This window comes from Klebsiella sp. X13 (assembly GCF_003323835.1).
GTDB lineage: Bacteria > Pseudomonadota > Gammaproteobacteria > Enterobacterales > Enterobacteriaceae > Klebsiella > Klebsiella ornithinolytica.
Window position 1 is genome coordinate 5,330,119 of the sequence record NZ_CP030874.1, and the last position, 20,700, is coordinate 5,350,818.

General features: G+C 52.0%; 18 protein-coding genes. 7 read left to right on the forward strand and 11 right to left on the reverse strand.

Going from position 1 to position 20,700, the window contains the following annotated elements; all coding sequences use genetic code 11:
* Positions 1-25: 25 nt before the first annotated feature.
* From DSD31_RS25465 to typA, 4 genes are all read right to left on the reverse strand, one after another.
* On the reverse strand, positions 26-1,294 hold the full coding sequence (locus DSD31_RS25465; protein ID WP_004869285.1) for an MFS transporter: 1,269 nt from the start codon (positions 1,292-1,294) through the stop codon (positions 26-28).
* A 103-nt stretch (positions 1,295-1,397) separates the two neighbouring features.
* On the reverse strand, positions 1,398-2,378 hold the full coding sequence (locus DSD31_RS25470) for a sugar phosphate isomerase/epimerase family protein (RefSeq protein ID WP_015585450.1): 981 nt from the start codon (positions 2,376-2,378) through the stop codon (positions 1,398-1,400).
* Between the two features lie 7 nt (positions 2,379-2,385).
* The gene (locus DSD31_RS25475; RefSeq protein WP_004869280.1) at positions 2,386-3,096 is read right to left on the reverse strand and encodes a GntR family transcriptional regulator; all 711 of its coding nucleotides are present in this window, start codon (positions 3,094-3,096) and stop codon (positions 2,386-2,388) included.
* Between the two features lie 210 nt (positions 3,097-3,306).
* Positions 3,307-5,130 (reverse strand): ribosome-dependent GTPase TypA, encoded by a 1,824-nt coding sequence (typA, locus tag DSD31_RS25480; RefSeq protein ID WP_004869279.1) that lies wholly within the window; start codon positions 5,128-5,130, stop codon positions 3,307-3,309.
* A 378-nt stretch (positions 5,131-5,508) separates the two neighbouring features.
* On the opposite strand from typA, the gene glnA reads away from it, so the two are divergent.
* From glnA to glnG, 3 genes are all read left to right on the forward strand, one after another.
* Positions 5,509-6,918 carry a glutamate--ammonia ligase gene (gene glnA, locus DSD31_RS25490; RefSeq protein ID WP_004127100.1) on the forward strand — a complete coding sequence of 470 codons (1,410 nt, stop codon included), beginning with the start codon at positions 5,509-5,511 and terminating at the stop codon, positions 6,916-6,918.
* Between the two features lie 187 nt (positions 6,919-7,105).
* Positions 7,106-8,155, forward strand: a complete 1,050-nt coding sequence (glnL, locus tag DSD31_RS25495; protein ID WP_004869278.1) for a nitrogen regulation protein NR(II) — start codon at positions 7,106-7,108, stop codon at positions 8,153-8,155.
* Positions 8,156-8,163: 8 nt separating this feature from the next.
* Positions 8,164-9,573, forward strand: coding sequence for a nitrogen regulation protein NR(I) (glnG, locus tag DSD31_RS25500; protein ID WP_004869277.1), 1,410 nt, complete (start codon positions 8,164-8,166; stop codon positions 9,571-9,573).
* An 83-nt stretch (positions 9,574-9,656) separates the two neighbouring features.
* On the opposite strand, the gene hemN is transcribed toward glnG, so the two are convergent.
* Positions 9,657-11,030 carry an oxygen-independent coproporphyrinogen III oxidase gene (hemN, locus tag DSD31_RS25505; protein WP_113991371.1) on the reverse strand — a complete coding sequence of 458 codons (1,374 nt, stop codon included), beginning with the start codon at positions 11,028-11,030 and terminating at the stop codon, positions 9,657-9,659.
* Between the two features lie 188 nt (positions 11,031-11,218).
* Entirely contained in the window at positions 11,219-11,725 is a 507-nt protein-coding gene (gene yihI, locus DSD31_RS25515; protein WP_004869274.1) for a Der GTPase-activating protein YihI, read from the reverse strand.
* Positions 11,726-12,312: 587 nt separating this feature from the next.
* Between yihI and yihA the strand changes: the two genes are divergently transcribed.
* A complete protein-coding gene (gene yihA / locus DSD31_RS25520) occupies positions 12,313-12,945 on the forward strand; it encodes a ribosome biogenesis GTP-binding protein YihA/YsxC (protein ID WP_004869272.1) in 633 nt (210 codons plus the stop codon).
* A gap of 135 nt (positions 12,946-13,080) precedes the next feature.
* Here the strand turns inward: yihA and spfP are convergent, their stop codons facing one another.
* Positions 13,081-13,128 carry a small protein SpfP gene (spfP, locus tag DSD31_RS26710; protein ID WP_071892919.1) on the reverse strand — a complete coding sequence of 16 codons (48 nt, stop codon included), beginning with the start codon at positions 13,126-13,128 and terminating at the stop codon, positions 13,081-13,083.
* Positions 13,129-13,293: 165 nt separating this feature from the next.
* Positions 13,294-16,080, reverse strand: a complete 2,787-nt coding sequence (gene polA, locus DSD31_RS25525) for a DNA polymerase I (protein WP_004869269.1) — start codon at positions 16,078-16,080, stop codon at positions 13,294-13,296.
* A 396-nt stretch (positions 16,081-16,476) separates the two neighbouring features.
* On the opposite strand from polA, the gene DSD31_RS25540 reads away from it, so the two are divergent.
* Positions 16,477-17,385 carry an acyltransferase gene (locus DSD31_RS25540; protein ID WP_015585452.1) on the forward strand — a complete coding sequence of 303 codons (909 nt, stop codon included), beginning with the start codon at positions 16,477-16,479 and terminating at the stop codon, positions 17,383-17,385.
* Positions 17,386-17,460: 75 nt separating this feature from the next.
* Here the strand turns inward: DSD31_RS25540 and dsbA are convergent, their stop codons facing one another.
* The 3 genes from dsbA to DSD31_RS25555 form a co-directional block, all read right to left on the reverse strand.
* Positions 17,461-18,084 (reverse strand): thiol:disulfide interchange protein DsbA, encoded by a 624-nt coding sequence (gene dsbA, locus DSD31_RS25545; protein WP_004869264.1) that lies wholly within the window; start codon positions 18,082-18,084, stop codon positions 17,461-17,463.
* A gap of 27 nt (positions 18,085-18,111) precedes the next feature.
* Positions 18,112-19,098, reverse strand: a complete 987-nt coding sequence (locus tag DSD31_RS25550; protein WP_054829029.1) for a serine/threonine protein kinase — start codon at positions 19,096-19,098, stop codon at positions 18,112-18,114.
* A gap of 75 nt (positions 19,099-19,173) precedes the next feature.
* Positions 19,174-19,443: a YihD family protein gene (locus DSD31_RS25555; RefSeq protein ID WP_004869260.1), complete on the reverse strand. Its 270-nt coding sequence runs from the start codon at positions 19,441-19,443 to the stop codon at positions 19,174-19,176.
* Between the two features lie 71 nt (positions 19,444-19,514).
* Here DSD31_RS25555 and mobA point away from each other — a divergent pair, with 71 nt between their 5' ends.
* Positions 19,515-20,096, forward strand: coding sequence for a molybdenum cofactor guanylyltransferase MobA (gene mobA / locus DSD31_RS25560; RefSeq protein WP_048023468.1), 582 nt, complete (start codon positions 19,515-19,517; stop codon positions 20,094-20,096).
* Positions 20,093-20,608: a molybdopterin-guanine dinucleotide biosynthesis protein MobB gene (gene mobB / locus DSD31_RS25565; RefSeq protein WP_004869257.1), complete on the forward strand. Its 516-nt coding sequence runs from the start codon at positions 20,093-20,095 to the stop codon at positions 20,606-20,608. The genes mobA and mobB overlap by 4 nt, the downstream gene beginning before the upstream one ends.
* Positions 20,609-20,700 lie beyond the last annotated feature (92 nt).

Below are 20,700 nucleotides of genomic sequence, written 5' to 3' on the forward strand. Positions count from 1 at the left end.
ACGAGGTGAGGGCAGATAACCGGCTCTAGGCCTCCGCGGTCTCTAAGACTCGTTTTCTTTGGTTAATACGCTTCACCAGCAATACTGAGGCGACGGCGCCGCAGAACGCAAAGCAGGCCATGATACCAAAGACAATTTTATACCCCAGAATGCCCGGGTTAAGATCCAGAATATAGCCGTAGAGGCTGAAACAGAACATGGCAGGGGCATAGCCGATAAAGCTACCGAGCGCCATGGCGGCACCGGTCTGGCTTTCCGCAATCTTTGCCTCGCCGATGGGGGCAAAGAAGACCGCACGCTGAGTAAAGACGATTGCCCCAAAGCCCAATGTGCAGGCCATTCCCAGATAAACCGGCATACTTTCATGCGGCAGCAGAATTAAGACCACCAGCGCAGCCGTACTGATACAAAAGGTGTAGAACAAATATTTACTCGGGGATTTCAGTATCTTATCCGAAATAATCCCGCCAACGGGGCCCCCGATCATCTTCAGGCAATACTGGTTAATAATGCCGTAAGCCCCCACCAGCGCGACAGGCAGCATATAAATATTTTTCAGGAACGGAATAAAGAATGTTAACCCGCAATAGACGGCATAGACAAAAAAGACGTTGAACGCAATCAGCCATATTGTCTTATCTTTCAGTACGGAGGACATACTGGTGTTTTTCTTTTCTTCCTGTGGGCTATCAACGGCTGCCGTTTTCACCTCATCATCATCCTGGTTCAGCACGAAGAAGATAATGACCCCAACGCTAATAACGATAATAGAATAAAACCAGATCCCTGCTTTAAACCCTAACAGGCCGCTGCCAAACCAGGCAAAGACCGCCAGCGCAGAAAAAGCGACAATGGTATCGACAATACCCCGTCCGGTTTCAAAGAAACCAAACAACCGCCCCTGCTGCTCGCTATTCCCCAGACGACTAACCGACTTTAATAATACCGGCCAGTTCATCATATCGCAGGTGACACCAAATAGTGCCCAGACAAAGAGAATCCCCCAGTATCCCGGCATGGTTGTCAGATAGATACCTAACAGCCCGGTGGCAATAAGCGAAAGGGACATGGTATATTTGCGCGGTAGTTTATCGGCAAAATAGATTGAAAGAAAGAAACCAATTGTCGTAACAAACGAGTTCACAGACATCGCATTGCCAATTTGACCATTGGTCAAATGAAAATACTCCTGCATCGGTATATAGAAAGCATCCTTTAGCGAGGGCAGTTTATAAATCGTACCACCGCACAGTGTCAATAAGCTAAAGAGTGCCCATTTCTTTTTTGTGAGCATATAATTCCTTAATGATTTTACAATCATTTAGTTTTTAAAGGAAAAAGAACCCTGACCACGCCTGACGGGTGGCATATCAAAAAATAAAAATCAGAGATTAAAATTAAGAGTTAATAATGCGGCTGGCCTCACTTTTTATTTCCTGCAGCGTTGTTCTGACAAATGCCAACTGTTGAAGAGCATCCGCTTTTTCTTTCAATAACCGGGTTTCCAGCTGTGAGGCATCGGGTAACGGTGTTTCGCTCATTTCCCGCCACGGGATCCACGGGTTGTCGCCTTCATCGGCAAAGCGAAATGCCGGGGCATAGTAGTCCACCTCTTCTTCCAGGCCGTAGGCGACCACCTGGGGGTGCTCGTCGCCCAGGCAAATCAGTCTGGTGAGCAACGCCTTAAACGGCATATCTCCTTGGCCGGAGACGCAGGCCTGATGTCCGAGACCGTTATCCTGCGGCATAATTAACGCATCTTTTATATGAACCTGAGTAATAAACGGAGACATCGCCTCTAATGCATGCAGCGGGTGCTCGTTGGCATTAATCATGTTCGCAAAATCAAAAAGCAGAGAGAGCGAAGACATACCGCTTTGCTCTATTAATGCGGTCAGCTCGTGGCTTTTCAGATCCTCATGCTGCTCAAGAGTAAAAGTCAGCCCGCTATCCTGATAACGCGCCTTCAGATACTGGATATCAAGAGCGATTTTTGACAGAACCTCTTGTAAATGCCCCTCATAGCGAGGGTAAAATCTGACGGAGCTGGCGCCCGTTTTTAATGCGATATGCGTTGCATGGTCGATCGCGTGTTTATCTGAAGCGCTGGTTTCTATATGGACATCAAGCTGTAATCTCCGTGCCTTTTCTGAGAAAGCGGCCAGTTCAGCATCACTCATTTTACCTAAGGAGCGCGTTTCACCATCGAGAACATGAATTTTCACCCCGCGCAGATTATTTTCATGGGCGATATCTAATAAATCGCCGGGTAATATACGCTCAAGCCGCATATTAAAATGATATGCATAGGCATGAAGATAAAGAGGAAGATTATCGACACGGGCGAGGATTTTTTCTGCATCGTATTGAGTTAGCATAACGTACCTACAAGTTAATAAAGAGGTCAACCGCCTCAAACCGCCAATATTCAATATCTATCTGAATGATATTGCCATCACTGTCAGCCCGGTGTTTTTCAATAAGAATGGCCGGCATACCTGAAGATCCGCCAATGAATTTACTGATATCGCCAGACATTCTGACCGGTTTAAACACCAGTTTTTTAGTTACGACGTCCTTTTGATACTCATTTTTCCAGACCGAGGAGAAGGATTGGTTTTCAAGCTGTTCAATAAATCCCGGAGCGACATTCGGGTTAATAAAGGTTTCGTGATAAAACACTTTATGCCCTTCCAGCGCCCCCCAACCGGTGATGAGGTACAGCTCATCAGATGCCGCTGTCGCAAGAAGCGGTCGCGCGGCCTCGGGGTAATTTGCCGTGCGGCTTTTTTCAATAAATCCCCAGGAGGGTTCCCGACCTTGTTCAAGCGCAGCGCGCTGAAAGCTGGCGGAGAGCTCCGGGCTATAGTTAAAACGAGGCTGGGTGACGAACCAGCCCTTCCGATCTTTACGGAAGATTCTCGATTCAGCCTCCAGGCTCAGGAGCGCCTGCCGCAGGGTCATACGCTTTATACCCAGCAGTTCGCCTAATTCTCGTTCGGAGGGGAGTTTACCGCCGGGCGCGGTGAGCCCTTCCCTCAGCCAGTGATCTAATTTTTCTTTCGCATTTTCGACGGTAGACAGATTTGTTGTCATTGTTTAACCCAATTGGTTTAAACCAGTTCCTGAATCTTACTCCGACGTGCAAAAAAAAAACAATATCTCCGTTATTCTTTGGGGATAAATGTGACCGGCCTCTCTTCGGAAAGCGCGTAACTATCTGCTGACTGGCGGGCGGCTATCGCGCCAGGGCAAAAAAAAACCCCGCCATCAAGGCGGGGTTCTGATATCGACAAGAAGCGGAAATTAATCTTCTTTCGCACCGCGCATTGCGCGTTTACGGTCGTTCTCGGTCAGATGACGTTTACGGATACGGACGGAAGTTGGAGTCACTTCTACCAGTTCGTCGTCATCGATGAACTCCAGAGCCTGCTCCAGGGTCATCTTAACTGGCGGAACCAGAACCGTTGCTTCGTCGGTACCGGAAGCACGCATGTTGGTCAGTTTCTTACCGGTCAGGCAGTTTACAGTCAGGTCGTTAGAACGACTGTGAATACCGATGATCTGGCCTTCGTAAACTTCAGCACCGTGACCCAGGAACAGCTTACCGCGGTCCTGCAGGCTGAACAGTGCAAACGCAACCGCTTTACCCTGACCGTTGGAGATCAGTACGCCGTTCTGACGCTGACCTACATCGCCCGCACGAACGTCGTCGTAGTGGCTGAAGGTGGAGTACAGCAGACCGGTACCGGAGGTCATGGTCATGAACTCAGAACGGAAGCCAATCAGGCCACGGCTTGGGATCACGTAGTCGAGACGTACGCGGCCTTTGCCATCTGGATTCATGTTTTTCAGGTCGCCTTTACGCTCACCCAGAGCCTGCATGACAGAACCCTGATGCTGCTCTTCAACGTCCAGCGTTACGTTCTCGAACGGCTCTTGTTTACGGCCGTCGATTTCGCGGAAGATAACTTTCGGACGGGAAACCGCCATTTCGAAACCTTCACGACGCATGTTTTCGATCAGAACTGACAGGTGCAGTTCACCACGACCGGAAACGCGGAATGCATCAGCATCCGGAGTTTCTTCAACGCGCAGCGCCACGTTATGCACCAGCTCTTTGTTCAGACGGTCAAGAATCTGACGAGAGGTAACGTACTTACCTTCTTTACCACAGAACGGAGAGGTGTTAACGCAGAAGAACATGGATACGGTTGGCTCATCGACTGACAGCGCCGGCAGCGCTTCAACATTCTGCGGATCGCAGATGGTGTCAGAGATGTTCAGTTCGCCCAGACCGGTGATCGCGATGATATCGCCCGCTTCAGCAATATCGCTGTCGATACGCTCCAGACCCAGGTGGGTCAGAACTTTACCCACTTTACCGTTACGGGTTTTGCCTTCGCTATCAACGATAGTGACCTGCTGGTTTGGCTTCACTTTACCGCGTTTGATGCGGCCGATGCCAATGACGCCAACGTAGTTGTTGTAATCCAGCTGGGAGATTTGCATCTGCAGCGGACCGTCAAGGTCAACGTTCGGTGCCGGAACACGATCGACGATGGTCTGATACAGCGGAGTCATATCTTCAGCCATATCTTCGTGATCCAGACCCGCAATACCGTTCAGCGCAGAAGCGTAAACGATCGGGAAGTCCAGCTGTTCGTCGGTCGCGTCGAGGTTAACGAACAGGTCGAATACCTGATCGACAACCCAGTCAGGACGCGCGCCAGGACGGTCAACTTTGTTGATGACAACAATGGGCTTCAGGCCATGAGCAAATGCCTTCTTGGTTACGAAGCGCGTCTGCGGCATTGGGCCATCCATTGCGTCAACAACCAGCAGAACGGAATCAACCATGGACATTACACGCTCAACTTCACCACCGAAGTCGGCGTGCCCAGGGGTATCAACGATGTTGATACGGTAGTCATTCCATTTAATGGCGGTGTTTTTCGCGAGGATGGTAATCCCGCGCTCTTTCTCCAAATCGTTGGAGTCCATCACTCGCTCTTGAGTTTCGGCACGCGCGTCGAACGTACCGGATTGCTGCAGCAGCTTATCAACCAGGGTAGTTTTACCATGGTCAACGTGCGCGATGATGGCGATATTACGCAAATTTTCGATCACAACTTTGCCTCAGGCATTAGAAATAGCGCGTTATTGTACACGGATTAATCGCAGTACAAAACAGGATCACAAACATCCTCCACAAACAAGTATTGCAGAGTTTCTTTGTGATCGCTTTCACGGAGCGTTAAAAGGGTTATTCAAGGTCAATTGCACCAAATTAGTGCCCAATGTTCACACAATTGCACTATATTGGTGCAATGCATTCATAATGGTGCAGCCCTTTTGCACGATGGAGTGCATGATAACGCCTTTTGGGGGCAATTTAAAAGTTGGCACAGATTTCGCTTTATCTTTTTTAAGGCAACAACGCCACATTAAGCAGTTAAAAAGTTTTCGTTACCACGACGACAATGACCAATCCGGGAGAGTTTAAGTATGTCCGCTGAACACGTTTTGACGATGCTGAACGAGCACGAAGTGAAGTTTGTCGATCTGCGCTTCACCGATACCAAAGGTAAAGAACAGCACGTCACAATTCCTTCTCATCAGGTAAATGCCGAATTCTTCGAAGAAGGCAAAATGTTTGATGGCTCCTCGATTGGTGGCTGGAAAGGTATTAACGAATCTGACATGGTTCTGATGCCGGATGCGACCACTGCGCTGATCGACCCGTTCTATGAAGAACCGACGCTGATCATCCGCTGTGATATCCTGGAACCAGGCACGCTGCAGGGCTACGACCGTGACCCGCGCTCCATCGCCAAACGCGCGGAAGAATACCTGCGCTCTACCGGTCTGGCGGACACCGTTCTGTTCGGGCCAGAACCAGAGTTCTTCCTGTTCGACGATATCCGTTTCGGTGCCTCTATTTCTGGCTCCCACGTTGCTATCGACGACATCGAAGGCGCATGGAACTCCTCCACCAAATACGAAGGTGGTAACAAAGGCCACCGCCCAGGCGTGAAAGGCGGTTACTTCCCGGTTCCGCCGGTTGACTCCTCTCAGGACATCCGTTCTACCATGTGTATGATCATGGAAGAGATGGGCCTGGTTGTTGAAGCTCACCACCACGAAGTGGCTACCGCGGGTCAGAACGAAATCGCGACCCGTTTCAACACCATGACCAAAAAAGCGGACGAAATTCAGATCTACAAATACGTTGTGCACAACGTTGCGCACCGTTTCGGTAAAACCGCGACCTTCATGCCGAAGCCAATGTTCGGTGACAACGGTTCCGGTATGCACTGCCACATGTCTCTGTCCAAGAACGGCGTTAACCTGTTCTCTGGCGACAAATATGCAGGCCTGTCTGAACAAGCGCTGTACTACATCGGCGGCGTTATCAAGCACGCTAAAGCGATCAACGCCCTGGCAAACCCGACCACCAACTCGTACAAGCGTCTGGTCCCGGGTTACGAAGCACCGGTCATGCTGGCTTACTCTGCCCGTAACCGTTCCGCTTCCATCCGTATCCCGGTAGTCACCTCGCCGAAAGCACGCCGTATCGAAGTGCGCTTCCCGGACCCGGCGGCTAACCCGTACCTGTGCTTCGCAGCACTGCTGATGGCAGGCCTTGACGGTATCAAGAACAAAATCCATCCGGGCGAAGCGATGGACAAAAACCTGTACGACCTGCCGCCGGAAGAAGCGAAAGAGATCCCACAGGTTGCAGGCTCTCTGGAAGAAGCACTGAACGCGCTGGACGCTGACCGTGAGTTCCTGACCGCTGGCGGCGTGTTCACCAACGACGCTATCGATGCTTACATCGCCCTGCGTATTGAAGAAAACGACCGCGTACGTATGACTCCGCACCCGGTTGAATTCGAGCTGTACTACAGCGTCTGATTTTGCTGTAAATCCCCGGTATTCCGTGTTGTGGCGTGGGGTACCGTGGATATTTTGTTGCCGTGGAAACTTTCAGCCCATCTCAGGATGGGCTTTTTTCTCCACCAACACTCTGATCTCATGCGCTTTTTACCTATAAAAAGCTATACTGCACTAAAATAGTGCACTCTTTTCAGGAGACTGTCAGATGGCAACAGGCACTCAGCCCGATGCTGGGCAGATCCTTAACTCTTTAATCAACAGTATCTTACTGGTCGATGACGACCTGGCGGTGCATTACGCGAACCCGGCCGCGCAGCAGCTGCTGGCGCAAAGTTCACGTAAGCTCTTTGGCACGCCGCTTCCGGAACTGTTGAGCTACTTTTCACTGAATATCGGCCTGATGCAGGAAAGCCTGCTGGCGGGCCAGGGCTTTACCGACAACGAAGTGACGCTGGTTATCGATGGCCGCTCGCATATCCTGTCTCTGACGGCACAGCGCCTGCCTGAAGGCTATATCCTGCTGGAGATGGCTCCGATGGATAACCAGCGACGCCTGAGCCAGGAGCAACTGCAGCACGCCCAGCAAATCGCGGCTCGGGATTTGGTTCGCGGGCTGGCCCATGAGATCAAGAACCCTTTAGGCGGCCTGAGAGGCGCTGCGCAATTGCTGAGTAAAGCGCTGCCTGACCCGGCATTGATGGAATACACCAACGTTATTATTGAACAGGCCGATCGCTTAAGAAATCTGGTCGACCGCCTGCTGGGGCCGCAGCATCCAGGGATGCACGTGACCGAAAGCATCCATAAGGTCGCCGAACGGGTTGTGAAGCTGGTCTCGATGGAACTGCCGGATAACGTCAAACTGGTCCGCGATTACGATCCGAGCCTGCCGGAACTTCCTCATGACCCGGACCAGATCGAACAGGTTCTGCTGAATGTCGTACGCAACGCGCTGCAGGCGCTGGGGCCAGAAGGTGGCGAGATCATCCTACGTACCCGAACCGCCTTTCAGCTGACGCTGCACGGCGTACGTTACCGCCTCACCGCGCGGATTGACGTTGAGGACAACGGCCCGGGAATTCCGTCCCACTTACAGGATACGCTGTTCTATCCCATGGTTAGCGGTCGCGAAGGCGGTACCGGTCTGGGGCTCTCCATTGCCCGCAGTCTTATCGATCAGCACTCCGGCAAAATTGAATTTACCAGTTGGCCAGGACATACCGAATTCTCGGTGTACCTGCCTATTCGGAAGTAGAGGTGTTTATGCAACGAGGGATAGCCTGGATCGTTGATGACGATAGCTCCATCCGTTGGGTGCTTGAACGCGCGCTCACCGGAGCAGGCTTAAGTTGTACAACGTTTGAAAGCGGCAACGAGGTGCTTGAGGCACTCACCACCAAAACCCCGGATGTACTGTTATCTGATATCCGGATGCCGGGAATGGATGGGTTGGCGTTACTGAAACAAATTAAACAGCGTCACCCAATGCTTCCGGTCATCATAATGACCGCGCATTCGGATCTGGACGCCGCGGTCAGCGCCTATCAGCAAGGTGCCTTTGACTATCTGCCCAAACCTTTTGATATTGATGAAGCGGTCGCTCTGGTCGATCGCGCTATCAGCCACTATCAGGAGCAGCAGCAGCCGCGCAATATCACGATAACCAGCCCGACGGCCGATATCATCGGCGAAGCGCCGGCGATGCAGGACGTCTTTCGCATCATCGGGCGCCTGTCGCGTTCATCAATCAGCGTATTGATCAACGGTGAATCCGGTACCGGTAAAGAGCTGGTTGCGCACGCCCTGCACCGCCATAGCCCGCGGGCAAAAGCGCCGTTTATCGCACTGAATATGGCTGCTATCCCAAAAGACCTGATCGAATCTGAGCTTTTCGGTCACGAAAAAGGGGCATTTACCGGCGCCAATACCGTGCGTCAGGGACGTTTTGAGCAGGCTGACGGCGGGACTTTGTTCCTCGATGAGATCGGCGATATGCCGCTCGATGTGCAGACGCGCCTGCTGCGCGTTCTGGCCGATGGCCAGTTCTATCGCGTTGGCGGCTATGCGCCGGTGAAGGTAGACGTGCGAATTATTGCGGCAACCCACCAGAACCTTGAGCAGCGTGTGCAGGAAGGAAAGTTCCGTGAGGACCTGTTCCACCGCCTGAACGTGATTCGCGTTCATCTCCCGCCGCTGCGCGAGCGCCGGGAAGATATTCCCCGCCTGGCGCGGCACTTCCTGCAAATTGCCGCCCGCGAACTGGGGGTCGAAGCCAAGCAGCTGCATCCGGAGACGGAAACCGCGCTCACCCGTTTAGCCTGGCCTGGTAACGTCCGCCAGCTGGAGAACACCTGCCGCTGGCTGACGGTGATGGCAGCAGGCCAGGAGGTTCTGACGCAGGATCTTCCCAGCGAACTGTTTGAAACCGCAATTCCCGATAGCCCGACGCATATGCAGCCGGACAGCTGGGCAACGTTACTGGGGCAGTGGGCCGACCGCGCTCTGCGTTCCGGTCATCAAAACCTGCTTTCTGAAGCGCAGCCGGAGATGGAGCGGACGCTGCTGACTACTGCCCTGCGTCATACGCAAGGGCATAAGCAGGAAGCCGCGCGACTGCTAGGATGGGGACGTAATACGCTAACGCGCAAGCTGAAAGAGTTAGGAATGGAGTAAATGTCATGCCCGGTGGCACTATGCTTACCGGGCCTACAGAATCCGTCGGCCGGGCAAACGAAGTGCCGCCCGGCATTGCAGAGTTAAATGACGCGAGAGAACTGCTGCATCCGCGCTTTCTGACGCAGATAGGCATCAAAGCACATGCAGATGTTGCGAATCAGCAGACGGCCTTTCGCCGTCACCTGAATGCTCTTGTCATCCACATCCACCAGCCCATCTTTTGCCAGCGGTGCCAGCAGCGCCAGATCGTCGGCAAAATAACGCTGGAAATCCAGTTCCCACCGCGTTTCTACCGCAGAGAAATCGAGATGGAACTGGCAAATCAGCGCCTTAATAACGTCACGACGAATACAGTCATCGCGGGTCAGCGCGATGCCGCGCCAGAGCGCATCTCCGGTTTCATCCACCTGTTGATAGTAAAGCTTCAGCTCTTTCTGGTTCTGCGCGTAGCAGTCGCCAATCATGCTGATCGCCGACACCCCCATCCCCAGCAGGTCGGTATCGCCCTGGGTGGTATAACCCTGGAAATTGCGGTGCAGGACGCCGTCGCGCTGAGCAATGGCCAGCTCGTCATCCGGACGGGCAAAGTGATCCATACCGATAAACTGATAGCCGGCGTCGGTGAGGGAGGCAATCGTCTCCTGCAGGATATCGAGCTTCTGTTCCGCCGAAGGCAGGTCGGCCTCTTTGATTTTACGCTGAGCGGCAAAGAGCGTCGGCAGATGCGCATAGTTGAATACGCTCAGACGATCGGGGTTGAGCTCGGCCACTTTTTGCAGCGTAAAGGCAAAACTCCCCGGCGTTTGTTTCGGCAGGCCGTAAATCAGATCGATATTCGTCGAGGTAAAACCAATCTCACGCGCGTGGTTGAGCAGGGCAAAGATAAACGCCTCATCCTGCTCGCGGTTAACCAGCCGCTGAACCTCTTTATTGAAGTCCTGCACGCCCATGCTCAGCCGGTTGAAGCCTTCCGATCGGAGATGATCCAGGACATCCAGTTCAATTTCGCGCGGATCGACTTCAATCGAGATCTCTGCATCGGCGTTAAAATTGAAATGGCTGCGCAGCAACTGCATTAAGCGGCTGATTTGCACTTTATTCAGGTAGGTGGGGGTACCGCCGCCCCAATGCAGCTGGTTCACCTGACGCCCGGCAAAGAGCGGCGCGCGATGAATAATTTCCTGCTCCAGCACATCCAGATACTGGTCGGCTTTATGCTGCTGGCGAGTCACAATCTTGTTGCAGCCGCAGAAATAGCAGAGCTTGTGACAAAACGGAATATGCACATACAGCGATAGCGGACGCTGCGGGTAGCGAGCTACCGCCTCGTCAAATTCTGCCGCACCAAACTCAGGTGAAAACTCCAGTGCGGTGGGGTATGAGGTATAACGCGGCCCCGAATAGTTATATTTCTGGATCAGGGCCAGATCCCAGTCGATTAACTGCACAGACATGCTCACTCCTTCCGATGGTGCCGTCGGCGGGTACGCCGCCCCGGCCCAACCGCACCTCGGGTGATGAGCCGGTTGCGCAGCCATTTCTGACGCCGCGACAACCGTCGTAGTTTAACGAATAACCACAGCAGATAACATACAACCAAAAGGGTTATAAGCAGGACCGGGAATCCGATTGAGTGCAAACGTTAGTTTCCACCCTTCAGCAGACGCATCATATCTTCCTGACGCTCTTCTTCTTCCTCATCCTCGTCATCATCGTAGGACAGGCCAAGCTGCTGCATCAGCTCATCAATACGATCGAGTTTGGCATCGACCCACGACTGCTCTTCAGCATTCAGGGTGCCCCCCTCTTCCAGACGTTCCAGCAGCGCGTCCAGGCGCTCATCGTTTTCCAGCAAATCCAGCTCAGCCTGTGGTGAAAGCATAGGTTTCTCGCTCTTCGGTTTGTGCTGCTTAGTAGCCGGGGTGCTTTCAGTCACGCCCAGCGGAATCGGTTTTTTACTCCCAATACGCGGATCTTGCTGCTGGCTCTGTTTTTTGCCGGATGACGCGGCATCACCGCCGGTTGCGCGACTTCCTGCCGCGTGACCACGATGTTTCTTCTGGCGTTTGCGATCGCGGGATTCCTGATTCATTTCTTCACGTGTCTTGCGATGCGTTTTGCCACGGGGTACGGATGTCGGTTTTTTCATATAGGTAATCTTCAGATTCGTTTTCTTCAGTATAGAATTGAGGCGGAATCTAGCAGAAAGCAAGCAAAGAAAAAAGGCGACAGATTACTCTGCCGCCTTTTTCCTCACTGATAACCCTTAGCGGGTTTCCACTTTCCCTGTTAGCTCACGACGCACCCTGTCTTTCCTTTAGCCAATAACAGTCCCTGTTATGTCCTTTTCCTTGTTAAAACGTCTCCAGACGTTGGTCATCCTGACATTAATCCCGGGTCTTCGCCCCCCTGGCGCTCCTGACAACTCATCCTGAGTCACTATCCTGTCGGCTTCCTTGCCTGTGCCCCTTACTTTACCGTTTTAATCCCATCCTACAACCAACCCTCAGAGTAAAAATGGCTATTTAAGATTGTTCTATAGTGTTAATTGTATGATTTTTAATGTGTTAACACGACCAACCCCCGTTGTTTCTCATCGATTGCCTCGACATTGAATGGACAATGTCTCACAAAGAGAGGGGTTTTTACTTACGACAGAGGATGCGGTAAAAACAGCCTTTTTCTGCTGTTCAGGTATAATCCCCGCCATAGCCTTATTTAACGGAGACGACAGTCTTGACTAACTGGAACTATCAACAGACGCATTTTGTCACCAGCGCACCCGATATCCGCCATCTTCCATCCGATACGGGTATCGAAGTTGCCTTTGCTGGTCGCTCAAATGCGGGGAAATCCAGCGCCCTGAATACGCTCACCAACCAGAAAAGCCTGGCGCGTACTTCTAAGACCCCTGGCCGCACCCAGCTAATCAACCTGTTTGAAGTCGCCGAAGGCAAACGCCTGGTCGACCTGCCGGGTTACGGCTACGCTCAGGTCCCGGAGGAGATGAAGATCAAATGGCAGCGCGCGCTGGGTGAATACCTGGAGAAACGTCTGTGCCTGAAAGGACTGGTGGTGCTGATGGATATCCGTCATCCGCTGAAAGACCTCGATCAGCAAATGATTGAATGGGCGGTAGAAAGCGATATCCAGGTTCTGGTTCTGCTCACCAAAGCCGATAAGCTGGCCAGCGGCGCACGTAAAGCGCAGGTGAATATGGTGCGTGAAGCGGTTCTTGCCTTTAACGGCGATGTGCAGGTTGAACCCTTCTCTTCGCTGAAAAAAACAGGCGTGGATAAGCTGCGTCAGAAGCTCGACAGCTGGTTTAATGAGATCCCTCCTCAGGAAGAGATCGCCGACGGAGAGTAGTCGCCGTTGTTTTCCCGGATAGCGGCGCCTGACGCCTTATCCGGGCTGCATCATCAGCCCACCGCAGTCCGCCAAAATTTTCTTTCGCGCAATAAAAAACGCCCCGGTCATAAATGACCGGGGCGGCTAAAATATTCAGCCAAATCCGATTACGTGAAGTAAAAGGTCTGAAAGATAGAACATCTTACCTCTGTACCCTACGTCATTAACTCTACTCTTCTTTCGGTTACGGAGAAAGCACTTTTTGTAGTTTTTTTTCACTCTTTACATAGCAAATTCAAATGATCATCACAAAACGCTATAAGTTATGTTGCTTACTTACAGAAAATCACCTTATCCACTGAATACTTAGTGCGCTTGATCCCAGTTTTCTCCGCTTCCTACTTCCACCAGCAGCGGTACCGCCAGCGTGGTGCTGTTCTCCATCAGTTCGTGCACCTTTTTCGCCACGGCATCAAGGTCATCTTTGTGCACTTCAAAGACCAGTTCATCGTGCACCTGCATGATCATCCGCACCCGCGGCTTCTCGGTCAGCAGCCATTCATCAACGGCGATCATTGCGCGCTTGATAATGTCAGCCGCCGTCCCCTGCATCGGGGCGTTGATCGCCGCACGTTCGGCGCCGGCACGACGGGCGCCGTTGCTGGATTTGATGTCCGGAAGGTAAAGGCGACGGCCATCCAGCGTTTCGACATAGCCCTGCTCTTTTGCCTGTGCCCGGGTACGCTCCATGTAATCAAGGACGCCCGGATAGCGCTCAAAATAGAGGTCCATATATTTCTGCGCTTCTTTGCGCGGAATATTGAGCTGCCGTGCGAGGCCAAATGCGCTCATGCCATAAATCAGACCAAAGTTAATCGCCTTGGCACTGCGACGCTGCTCGCTGCTTACGCTCTCCAGCGGCAGGCCAAAGACCTCTGCCGCCGTTGCGCGGTGGATATCTTTACCTTCCGCAAACGCGGTCAGCAGCCCCTTGTCACGCGACAGATGCGCCATAATGCGCAACTCAATTTGCGAGTAGTCGGCAGAGACGATGAGGTAATCCGGCGGCGCGATAAATGCCTGACGAATACGACGCCCCTCTTCGTTACGCACCGGAATGTTCTGCAGGTTAGGATCGGTGGAGGAGAGACGCCCCGTCGCCGTTACCGCCTGGTGATAAGAGGTATGCACGCGGCCGGTTTTGGGGTTAATCATCAGCGGTAGCTTGTCGGTATATGTCGACTTCAGCTTCGCCAGTCCGCGATATTCGAGAATAACTTTCGGTAGCGGATAGTCCAGCGCCAGTTCTTCGAGCACTTCCTCGGAGGTTGAAGGCGCGCCGCCCGGTGTTTTCTTCAGCGGTTTAATGCCTTGTTTTTCAAACAAAATAGTTTGAAGCTGTTTGGGTGAAGAGAGATTGAACTCTTCACCAGCGATCTCGTAGGCTTTCTGTTCCAGTTCGATCAGGCGCCTGGCGATCTCCTGCGAATGAGCGTGCAGTACAGCCGGATCAATGTTGACGCCGTTACGTTCCACGCGAGAGAGCACCGGTACCAGCGGCATCTCAATATGCTTAAAGATATTCAGCGGACCTTCATGCTGCTGCAGCTTCGGCCACATCTTCAGGTGCAGCTGCAGAGTGACGTCGGCATCTTCCGCCGCGTAGCGGCCGGCTTCTTCCAGCGCGATCTGGTTAAAGGTGAGCTGATTTTTACCTTTGCCTGCAATCTCTTCAAAGGTAATCGTTTTATGCTTCAGCCAGCGGTCGGCAAGGCTGTCCATATCATGGCGGCCCGCCACGCTATCAAGAATGTAGGATTCCAGCATGGTGTCAAAAGCGATGCCGCGCAGCTCAATATCATAGTTCGCCAGAATTCCGCGGTCATATTTCAGGTTTTGCCCGACCTTCAGCAGATTCTCGTCTTCCAGCAGAGGTTTCAACAACGTCAGTACGCGTTCGCGGGAGATCTGATCCGGTGCATCGAGATAATCATGCGCAACCGGTACATAGGCTGCAACGCCGGGCTCAATGGCAAACGACAGGCCGACCATATTGGCGGAGATATTATCCAGGCTGTCCGTTTCGGTATCAAACGCAAACAGCGGCGCTTTTTTCAGCTTCTCGATCCATTCGATCAGCGTCTGCTCATCAAGAATAGTGACGTAGTTTTCCGCAGACAGTGTCGCTACCACCTCGGCTTCTTCTTCCGCTACTGCCGCCGCTTCAGCCGGTTTTGCAGCTGGCTTAACGCCTTTTGACTGCATCCATTTGCCGGATTCAACATCGGTGATCCAGCGCTTAAATTCATATTTTTTGAACAGAGCCAACAGATCATCCGCCGCCGGCGGCAGCACGTGCAGCTCTTCACAGCTCAGATCCAGCTCGACGTCGGTTTTAATCGTCGCCAGCTGATACGAGAGGTAGGCCACCTCTTTATTCTGCTCCAGTTTTGCCGCCATCGTTTTGGCGCCGCGGAAAGTCAAACCGGCAATTTTTTCTGGCTCAGCGTACAACGTATCCAGCCCACCCAGCCCCTGCAGCAGCGCCTGGGCCGTTTTCTCGCCCACGCCGGGTACGCCTGGAATGTTATCGGAGGAGTCGCCCATCAGCGCCAGGAAGTCAATAATCAGCTCTGGCGGAACGCCGTACTTCGTCACTACTTCTTCCGGGCCAAGAATGGTATTGGTCATGGTATTAATCAGGGTAATTCCCGGCGTGACCAGCTGCGCCATATCTTTATCACCGGTACTGATGAGCACCGGGCGACCCGCTTTTTCTGCTTCGCGCGCCAGAGTTCCGATCACATCGTCCGCTTCGACGCCAGGCACAGCCATCAGCGGCAGCCCCATCGCTTTCACCATAGTATGCAGCGGTTCGATCTGCGCCCGCAGATCGTCCGGCATCGGCGGACGATGGGATTTGTAATGCTCAAACAGTTCGTCACGGAAAGTTTTCCCTTTGGCATCAAAAACCACAACGGCGTGCGTGGGTTGATACTGGAGGATCAGGCTTCGCAGCATATTCAGCACGCCATACATAGCGCCTGTCGGTTCTCCGGCGCTGTTAGTCAGCGGCGGGAAAGCGTGATACGCCCGGTAGAGGTAAGAGGAGCCGTCAACGAGGATAAGTGGGTTTTCTGGGATCTGAACCATAATTTCCGTGCCTGTTTATCAGATTATGGGTAAAGGATGCCACAGACAGGCCTGAAAACCTGAATTTTTCCCGCATTTCACCAAAAAGATTCGTTGATCCGGTCGATCGTGCGGCAGTAATATCTGTGGATAACTTTGTGCATAGTTTTATAAGGATAGCTGTCTGGTCTGAAATAAAATAACAAAAAACATAATTTAAGTTTATTTATCATAAAGTTAATGATTGATCCTTGCTTTTAATACCTTTCTAATGACTCAATGTTCCATGTGGATATAAGATCCGCCGTTTTTTCTGTTCTGGTAAGACCCGTCATTTGCTGCGTTTTCTGGTAAAATCAGCCTCTTGCACGGTTTAACTGCGCTCTTTATCAGCCTAACTTTCTGAATAAACTAACTATGTCGAGATTACTCGCTGCAATAACACTTCCGCTGAGTATCGCCCTTACCATCTTAGTCACCATTATCTGTTCCGTACCGATAATCATCGCCGGGCTGATTAAACTTCTTGTCCCCATCCCTGCGGTATGGCGTGCGATTTCCCGTTTCTGCAATTTCATGATGTATTGCTGGTGCGAAGGGTTGGCACTGCTGCTCTATCTGAATCCCAGACTGACGTGGGACGTGCAAGGTCTTGAAGGGCTGAGCAAGAAAAACTGGTATCTGCTTATCAGCAATCATCACAGCTGGGCGGATATCGTGGTGCTCTGCGTGTTGTTTCGCAAGCATATCCCTATGAATAAGTACTTCCTTAAGCAACAGCTGGCGTGGGTACCTTTTATCGGGCTTGCCTGCTGGGCGCTGGATATGCCCTTTATGCGTCGCTACTCGCGAGGCTATTTAATTCGCCATCCTGAGCGTCGCGGTAAAGATGTTGAAACCACTCGCCGCTCCTGCGAGAAATTTCGCTCGCATCCGACGACCATCGTCAATTTTGTAGAAGGTTCGCGTTTTACCGAAGATAAGCAGCGGCAAACTCGTTCACCTTATCGCAATTTATTGCCACCGAAGGCCGCAGGTATCGCGATGGCGTTGAACGTGCTCGGTGCTCAGTTCGATAAGCTGTTGAACGTCACGCTTTGCTATCCGGAGAACAACCAGAGGCCATTTTACGATATGTTAAGCGGTCGACTGACGCGTATTGTTGTTCGCGTTAATCTCATTCCCGTGGCGGAAGATCTGCACGGCGACTACGTGAATGACAAAAACTTTAAGCGCCGTTTCCAGCGTTGGTTGAATGAACTGTGGGAAGAGAAAGACTGTCAGCTGACGGAAATCATGCGGACAAAAGGACGCGAAGAGCATTGAACCTGATAACCATGCCACCTCCACTGGCGGTTTAAGAGAGATATGAAAAAAGCCGGTCAGTGACCGGCTTTTTTTTTACTTCTTCTCAACCAGCTGCTTAACGCTATCCGCATACTGGGCGACAAAGGCGTCCATATTGCTGGTATCCATTCCCTGCGGGTTCAGCTGATATTTGCCGTCGACGTACATTGCCGGTACGCCCTGCAGCTGGAAGTCAGCAGCCGCTTTTTCCTGCTGAGCAACCAGGGATTTCACGACAAAGCTATTCCATGCCGCATCGTAGTCTTCGCCTTTCACGCCAGCGTCAACGAAGACTTTACGAATATCCGCCACGGTCTGCACGGTCTGGGTCTTCTGTACCGCTTCAAACATCGGCACGGTGATCTTATCTTCAACGCCCAGCGCCATCGCGACGGCCCATGCCTGGGTTAAGTCTTTACCCAAAGGTCCGAGGAATTCAACGTGGTACTTGGTCATTTTGGCGCCTTCCGGCAGCTTTTTCTTCACGTTATCAGAAACGTGCAGCACTTCCTCAAACTGATAGCAGTGCGGGCAGTAGAACGAGAAGAACTCAAGAACCTGAGGCGCGCCGGCTACGGGCTTATCAAGGGTGATGTACTGCTTACCGTCGGTGATCTGGGCCGCAGAAGCACTAAAAGCCAGAATCATACCAGCCAGCGCCAGCCAAATTTTTTTCATGTTTACGTCTCTCCTGGAAATATCTGATTAATACATTGGCGTTAACTGAAGAGGGGGTTCTTGCAGAACCTTCACCTGCTCAAGAAAAGTTGCTGTCTGCCCCCGCCAGTAATCTTCCCCGGTAAGCCAGGGGAAATTAATAGGGAAAGCAGGATCGTCCCAGCGCCTGAGCAACCATGCCAGATAATAAACTAACCGCATGGCGCGTAAAGGTTCGATAAGGGCGATTTCGTCTGAATTGAACGGACTGAATTCTTCATAAGCTTCAACAATCATCTCCAGCTGCATTCGCTGCTCGGCTTTATCACCGTTCAGCAGCATCCACAGATCCTGGATGGCCGGACCGTTGCGGGCATCATCTAAATCAACAAAAAGCGGACCATCGCGCCAGAGAATATTACCGGCATGACAATCGCCGTGCAGACGCAGAATGTCCGCGTTGCCGTGCCATTGAGCGATAACGGCAGCAATCAGCTTATCTGCGGCGCGGAGGAAGTCCTTCTTCAGAGCTGAGGGGATCAGCGTTGAGTGTTCAAAAACGTCCCGCGGCGCGAACAAATACTCATTCACGCCTATCTCAGGGCGCGCGACAAAACGCGCTTTGCGCCCGGTCTGGTGCAAGCGCCCCAGATAACGGCCGACGGACTCCATTTGATCGAGGTTATCCGATTCAAACTGACGCCCACCTAAGCTGGGGAACACGGCAAAATAGAAGCCCTGATGCTGATGAAGAGTACTGTCATTGAAAAATAATGGCGCAGCAACAGGAACATCATCCTGCTTGAGCTGAAGGGTAAACTGGTGTTCCTCGAGGATCTGTTCGGCAGACCAACGTTCAGGACGATAGAACTTCACCACATAGCGATGGCGGTCTTCGTCCTGAAACTGGTAAACGCGGTTTTCATAGCTGTTAAGCGGAGTGAGCCCGGAGTCCACTCGCATCCCCAGATCGAATAGCCCATCGATGATGGTATCCGGGTTTAGCGTCTGAAAATTAAAAGCCTTATCGTGCATCCTGACATCCGATAATCTTAGGAATAGTTCAGGATATCATCTCATAACTCGTTCCGCGGCAGCACTTACAACCTTTTACTCTTTAATCACACCGCGAGCGCGCAATAAGGCCGTTTTGAAATCCTCTTCGTAATCTTTCTGAATACCAGGAATAACGGCTTCTTTTGCCGAATCACGCATTTTCAGATGATAAATCAGGATATCGTCGGAAAGATCGACCAGCTCGCCGTCGTAACCGGCCTCTTTTGCGAGTTTCTGCAAAAATTGCATCAGGTTCAGCTCCGGCTCTTTCTGCCAGGCTGGCTGGAGGAGTTCAATTACTTCATTCAGACGTTTACATTTCATGGTCATGCTCCTTACTCTTGATAGCGACAACTTAACAGGGTCAATCCCACAATGAAAGAGGCGATATTGATATGCAAGGCGAGGTCATAACCGGCGTTATATTAGCAGGCGGAAGGGCCACGCGGATGGGAGGTGCGGATAAGGGATTGCAGCTACTCGATGGTAAGCCATTATGGCGCCATGTTGCAGATGCGTTGTCTCCTCAGGTGACCCACCTGGTTATCAGTGCCAACCGTAATCTGGAACGCTGGTATGAAAGCGGGTATCCGGTGTATTCCGACAGTCTCTCTGACTTCCCGGGGCCATTAGCCGGTATGCTATCCGTGATGCAGCAGACACAGAGCGAATGGTTCCTCTTCTGTCCCTGCGATACCCCCTTTATCCCCTCATTCCTGGTTGAGCGCTTTATACAGCAGAAACAGACCGCTCCCGTCGTCTGGGTTTACGACGGAGAACGCGATCATCCCGCTATTACCCTGATGCATCGATGTTTAATGCCCGATCTGGCGGCATATCTTGCCGCAGGCGAACGACGCGTGATGGCTTTTATGCGCAACAGCGGCGGGCATCGCGTTGATTTCAGCGATGTCCGCCCGGCCTTTATTAACGTCAATACCCTTGATGACTTGCAGGGTATACAGGAGCAATCATGATCCCCGTTCTCGCCATTTCCGCCTGGAGTGGTACCGGTAAAACAACGCTGTTAAAAAAATTAATCCCCGCATTGTGTGCTGCTGGCCTGCGTCCGGGTTTGATCAAGCATACCCATCATAATATGGATGTCGATCTGCCGGGTAAGGACAGCTATGAATTGCGTAAAGCCGGGGCAGCTCAAACGATTGTCGCCAGTTCACAACGCTGGGCGCTAATGACTGAAACGCCGGATGAAGAAGAGGTGGATTTAGCCTGGCTGGTTAGCAGGATGGATGCATCAACGCTGGATTTGATTCTGGTTGAAGGGTTTAAGCATGAGCCGGTAGCGAAGCTCCTGCTTTTTCGGCAACAGGGTGGGCATCGTGTCGAGGAGCTCGTCCTGGATGAGCATGTGATTGCGGTAGTCAGCGATACTCCATTAGAGACATCACTCCCGCAGTTAGATTTAAACGATATTCCGCAGATCGCGGCGTTTATTCTACGCTGGTTGGCAGAAGCTCAATGGCAGTGAGTATTTCAGCAATGGGCGTAATATAGCGCCCGTTCTGCGTTATTCCTGCGAGATTAGGCGTTGCGTATAAATAACGATAAAAACGCAAAAAG

Excerpts from the sequence above, each read along its gene's own strand:
- DSD31_RS25465 (WP_004869285.1), bottom strand. The coding sequence starts at position 1,294 with ATGCTCACAAAAAAGAAATGGGCACTCTTTAGCTTATTGACACTGTGC.
- DSD31_RS25470 (WP_015585450.1), bottom strand. The coding sequence starts at position 2,378 with ATGCTAACTCAATACGATGCAGAAAAAATCCTCGCCCGTGTCGATAAT.
- DSD31_RS25475 (WP_004869280.1), bottom strand. The coding sequence starts at position 3,096 with ATGACAACAAATCTGTCTACCGTCGAAAATGCGAAAGAAAAATTAGAT.
- glnA (WP_004127100.1), top strand. The coding sequence starts at position 5,509 with ATGTCCGCTGAACACGTTTTGACGATGCTGAACGAGCACGAAGTGAAG.
- glnL (WP_004869278.1), top strand. The coding sequence starts at position 7,106 with ATGGCAACAGGCACTCAGCCCGATGCTGGGCAGATCCTTAACTCTTTA.
- glnG (WP_004869277.1), top strand. The coding sequence starts at position 8,164 with ATGCAACGAGGGATAGCCTGGATCGTTGATGACGATAGCTCCATCCGT.
- hemN (WP_113991371.1), bottom strand. The coding sequence starts at position 11,030 with ATGTCTGTGCAGTTAATCGACTGGGATCTGGCCCTGATCCAGAAATAT.
- yihI (WP_004869274.1), bottom strand. The coding sequence starts at position 11,725 with ATGAAAAAACCGACATCCGTACCCCGTGGCAAAACGCATCGCAAGACA.
- polA (WP_004869269.1), bottom strand. The coding sequence starts at position 16,080 with ATGGTTCAGATCCCAGAAAACCCACTTATCCTCGTTGACGGCTCCTCT.
- DSD31_RS25540 (WP_015585452.1), top strand. The coding sequence starts at position 16,477 with ATGTCGAGATTACTCGCTGCAATAACACTTCCGCTGAGTATCGCCCTT.
- dsbA (WP_004869264.1), bottom strand. The coding sequence starts at position 18,084 with ATGAAAAAAATTTGGCTGGCGCTGGCTGGTATGATTCTGGCTTTTAGT.
- DSD31_RS25550 (WP_054829029.1), bottom strand. The coding sequence starts at position 19,098 with ATGCACGATAAGGCTTTTAATTTTCAGACGCTAAACCCGGATACCATC.
- DSD31_RS25555 (WP_004869260.1), bottom strand. The coding sequence starts at position 19,443 with ATGAAATGTAAACGTCTGAATGAAGTAATTGAACTCCTCCAGCCAGCC.
- mobA (WP_048023468.1), top strand. The coding sequence starts at position 19,515 with ATGCAAGGCGAGGTCATAACCGGCGTTATATTAGCAGGCGGAAGGGCC.
- mobB (WP_004869257.1), top strand. The coding sequence starts at position 20,093 with ATGATCCCCGTTCTCGCCATTTCCGCCTGGAGTGGTACCGGTAAAACA.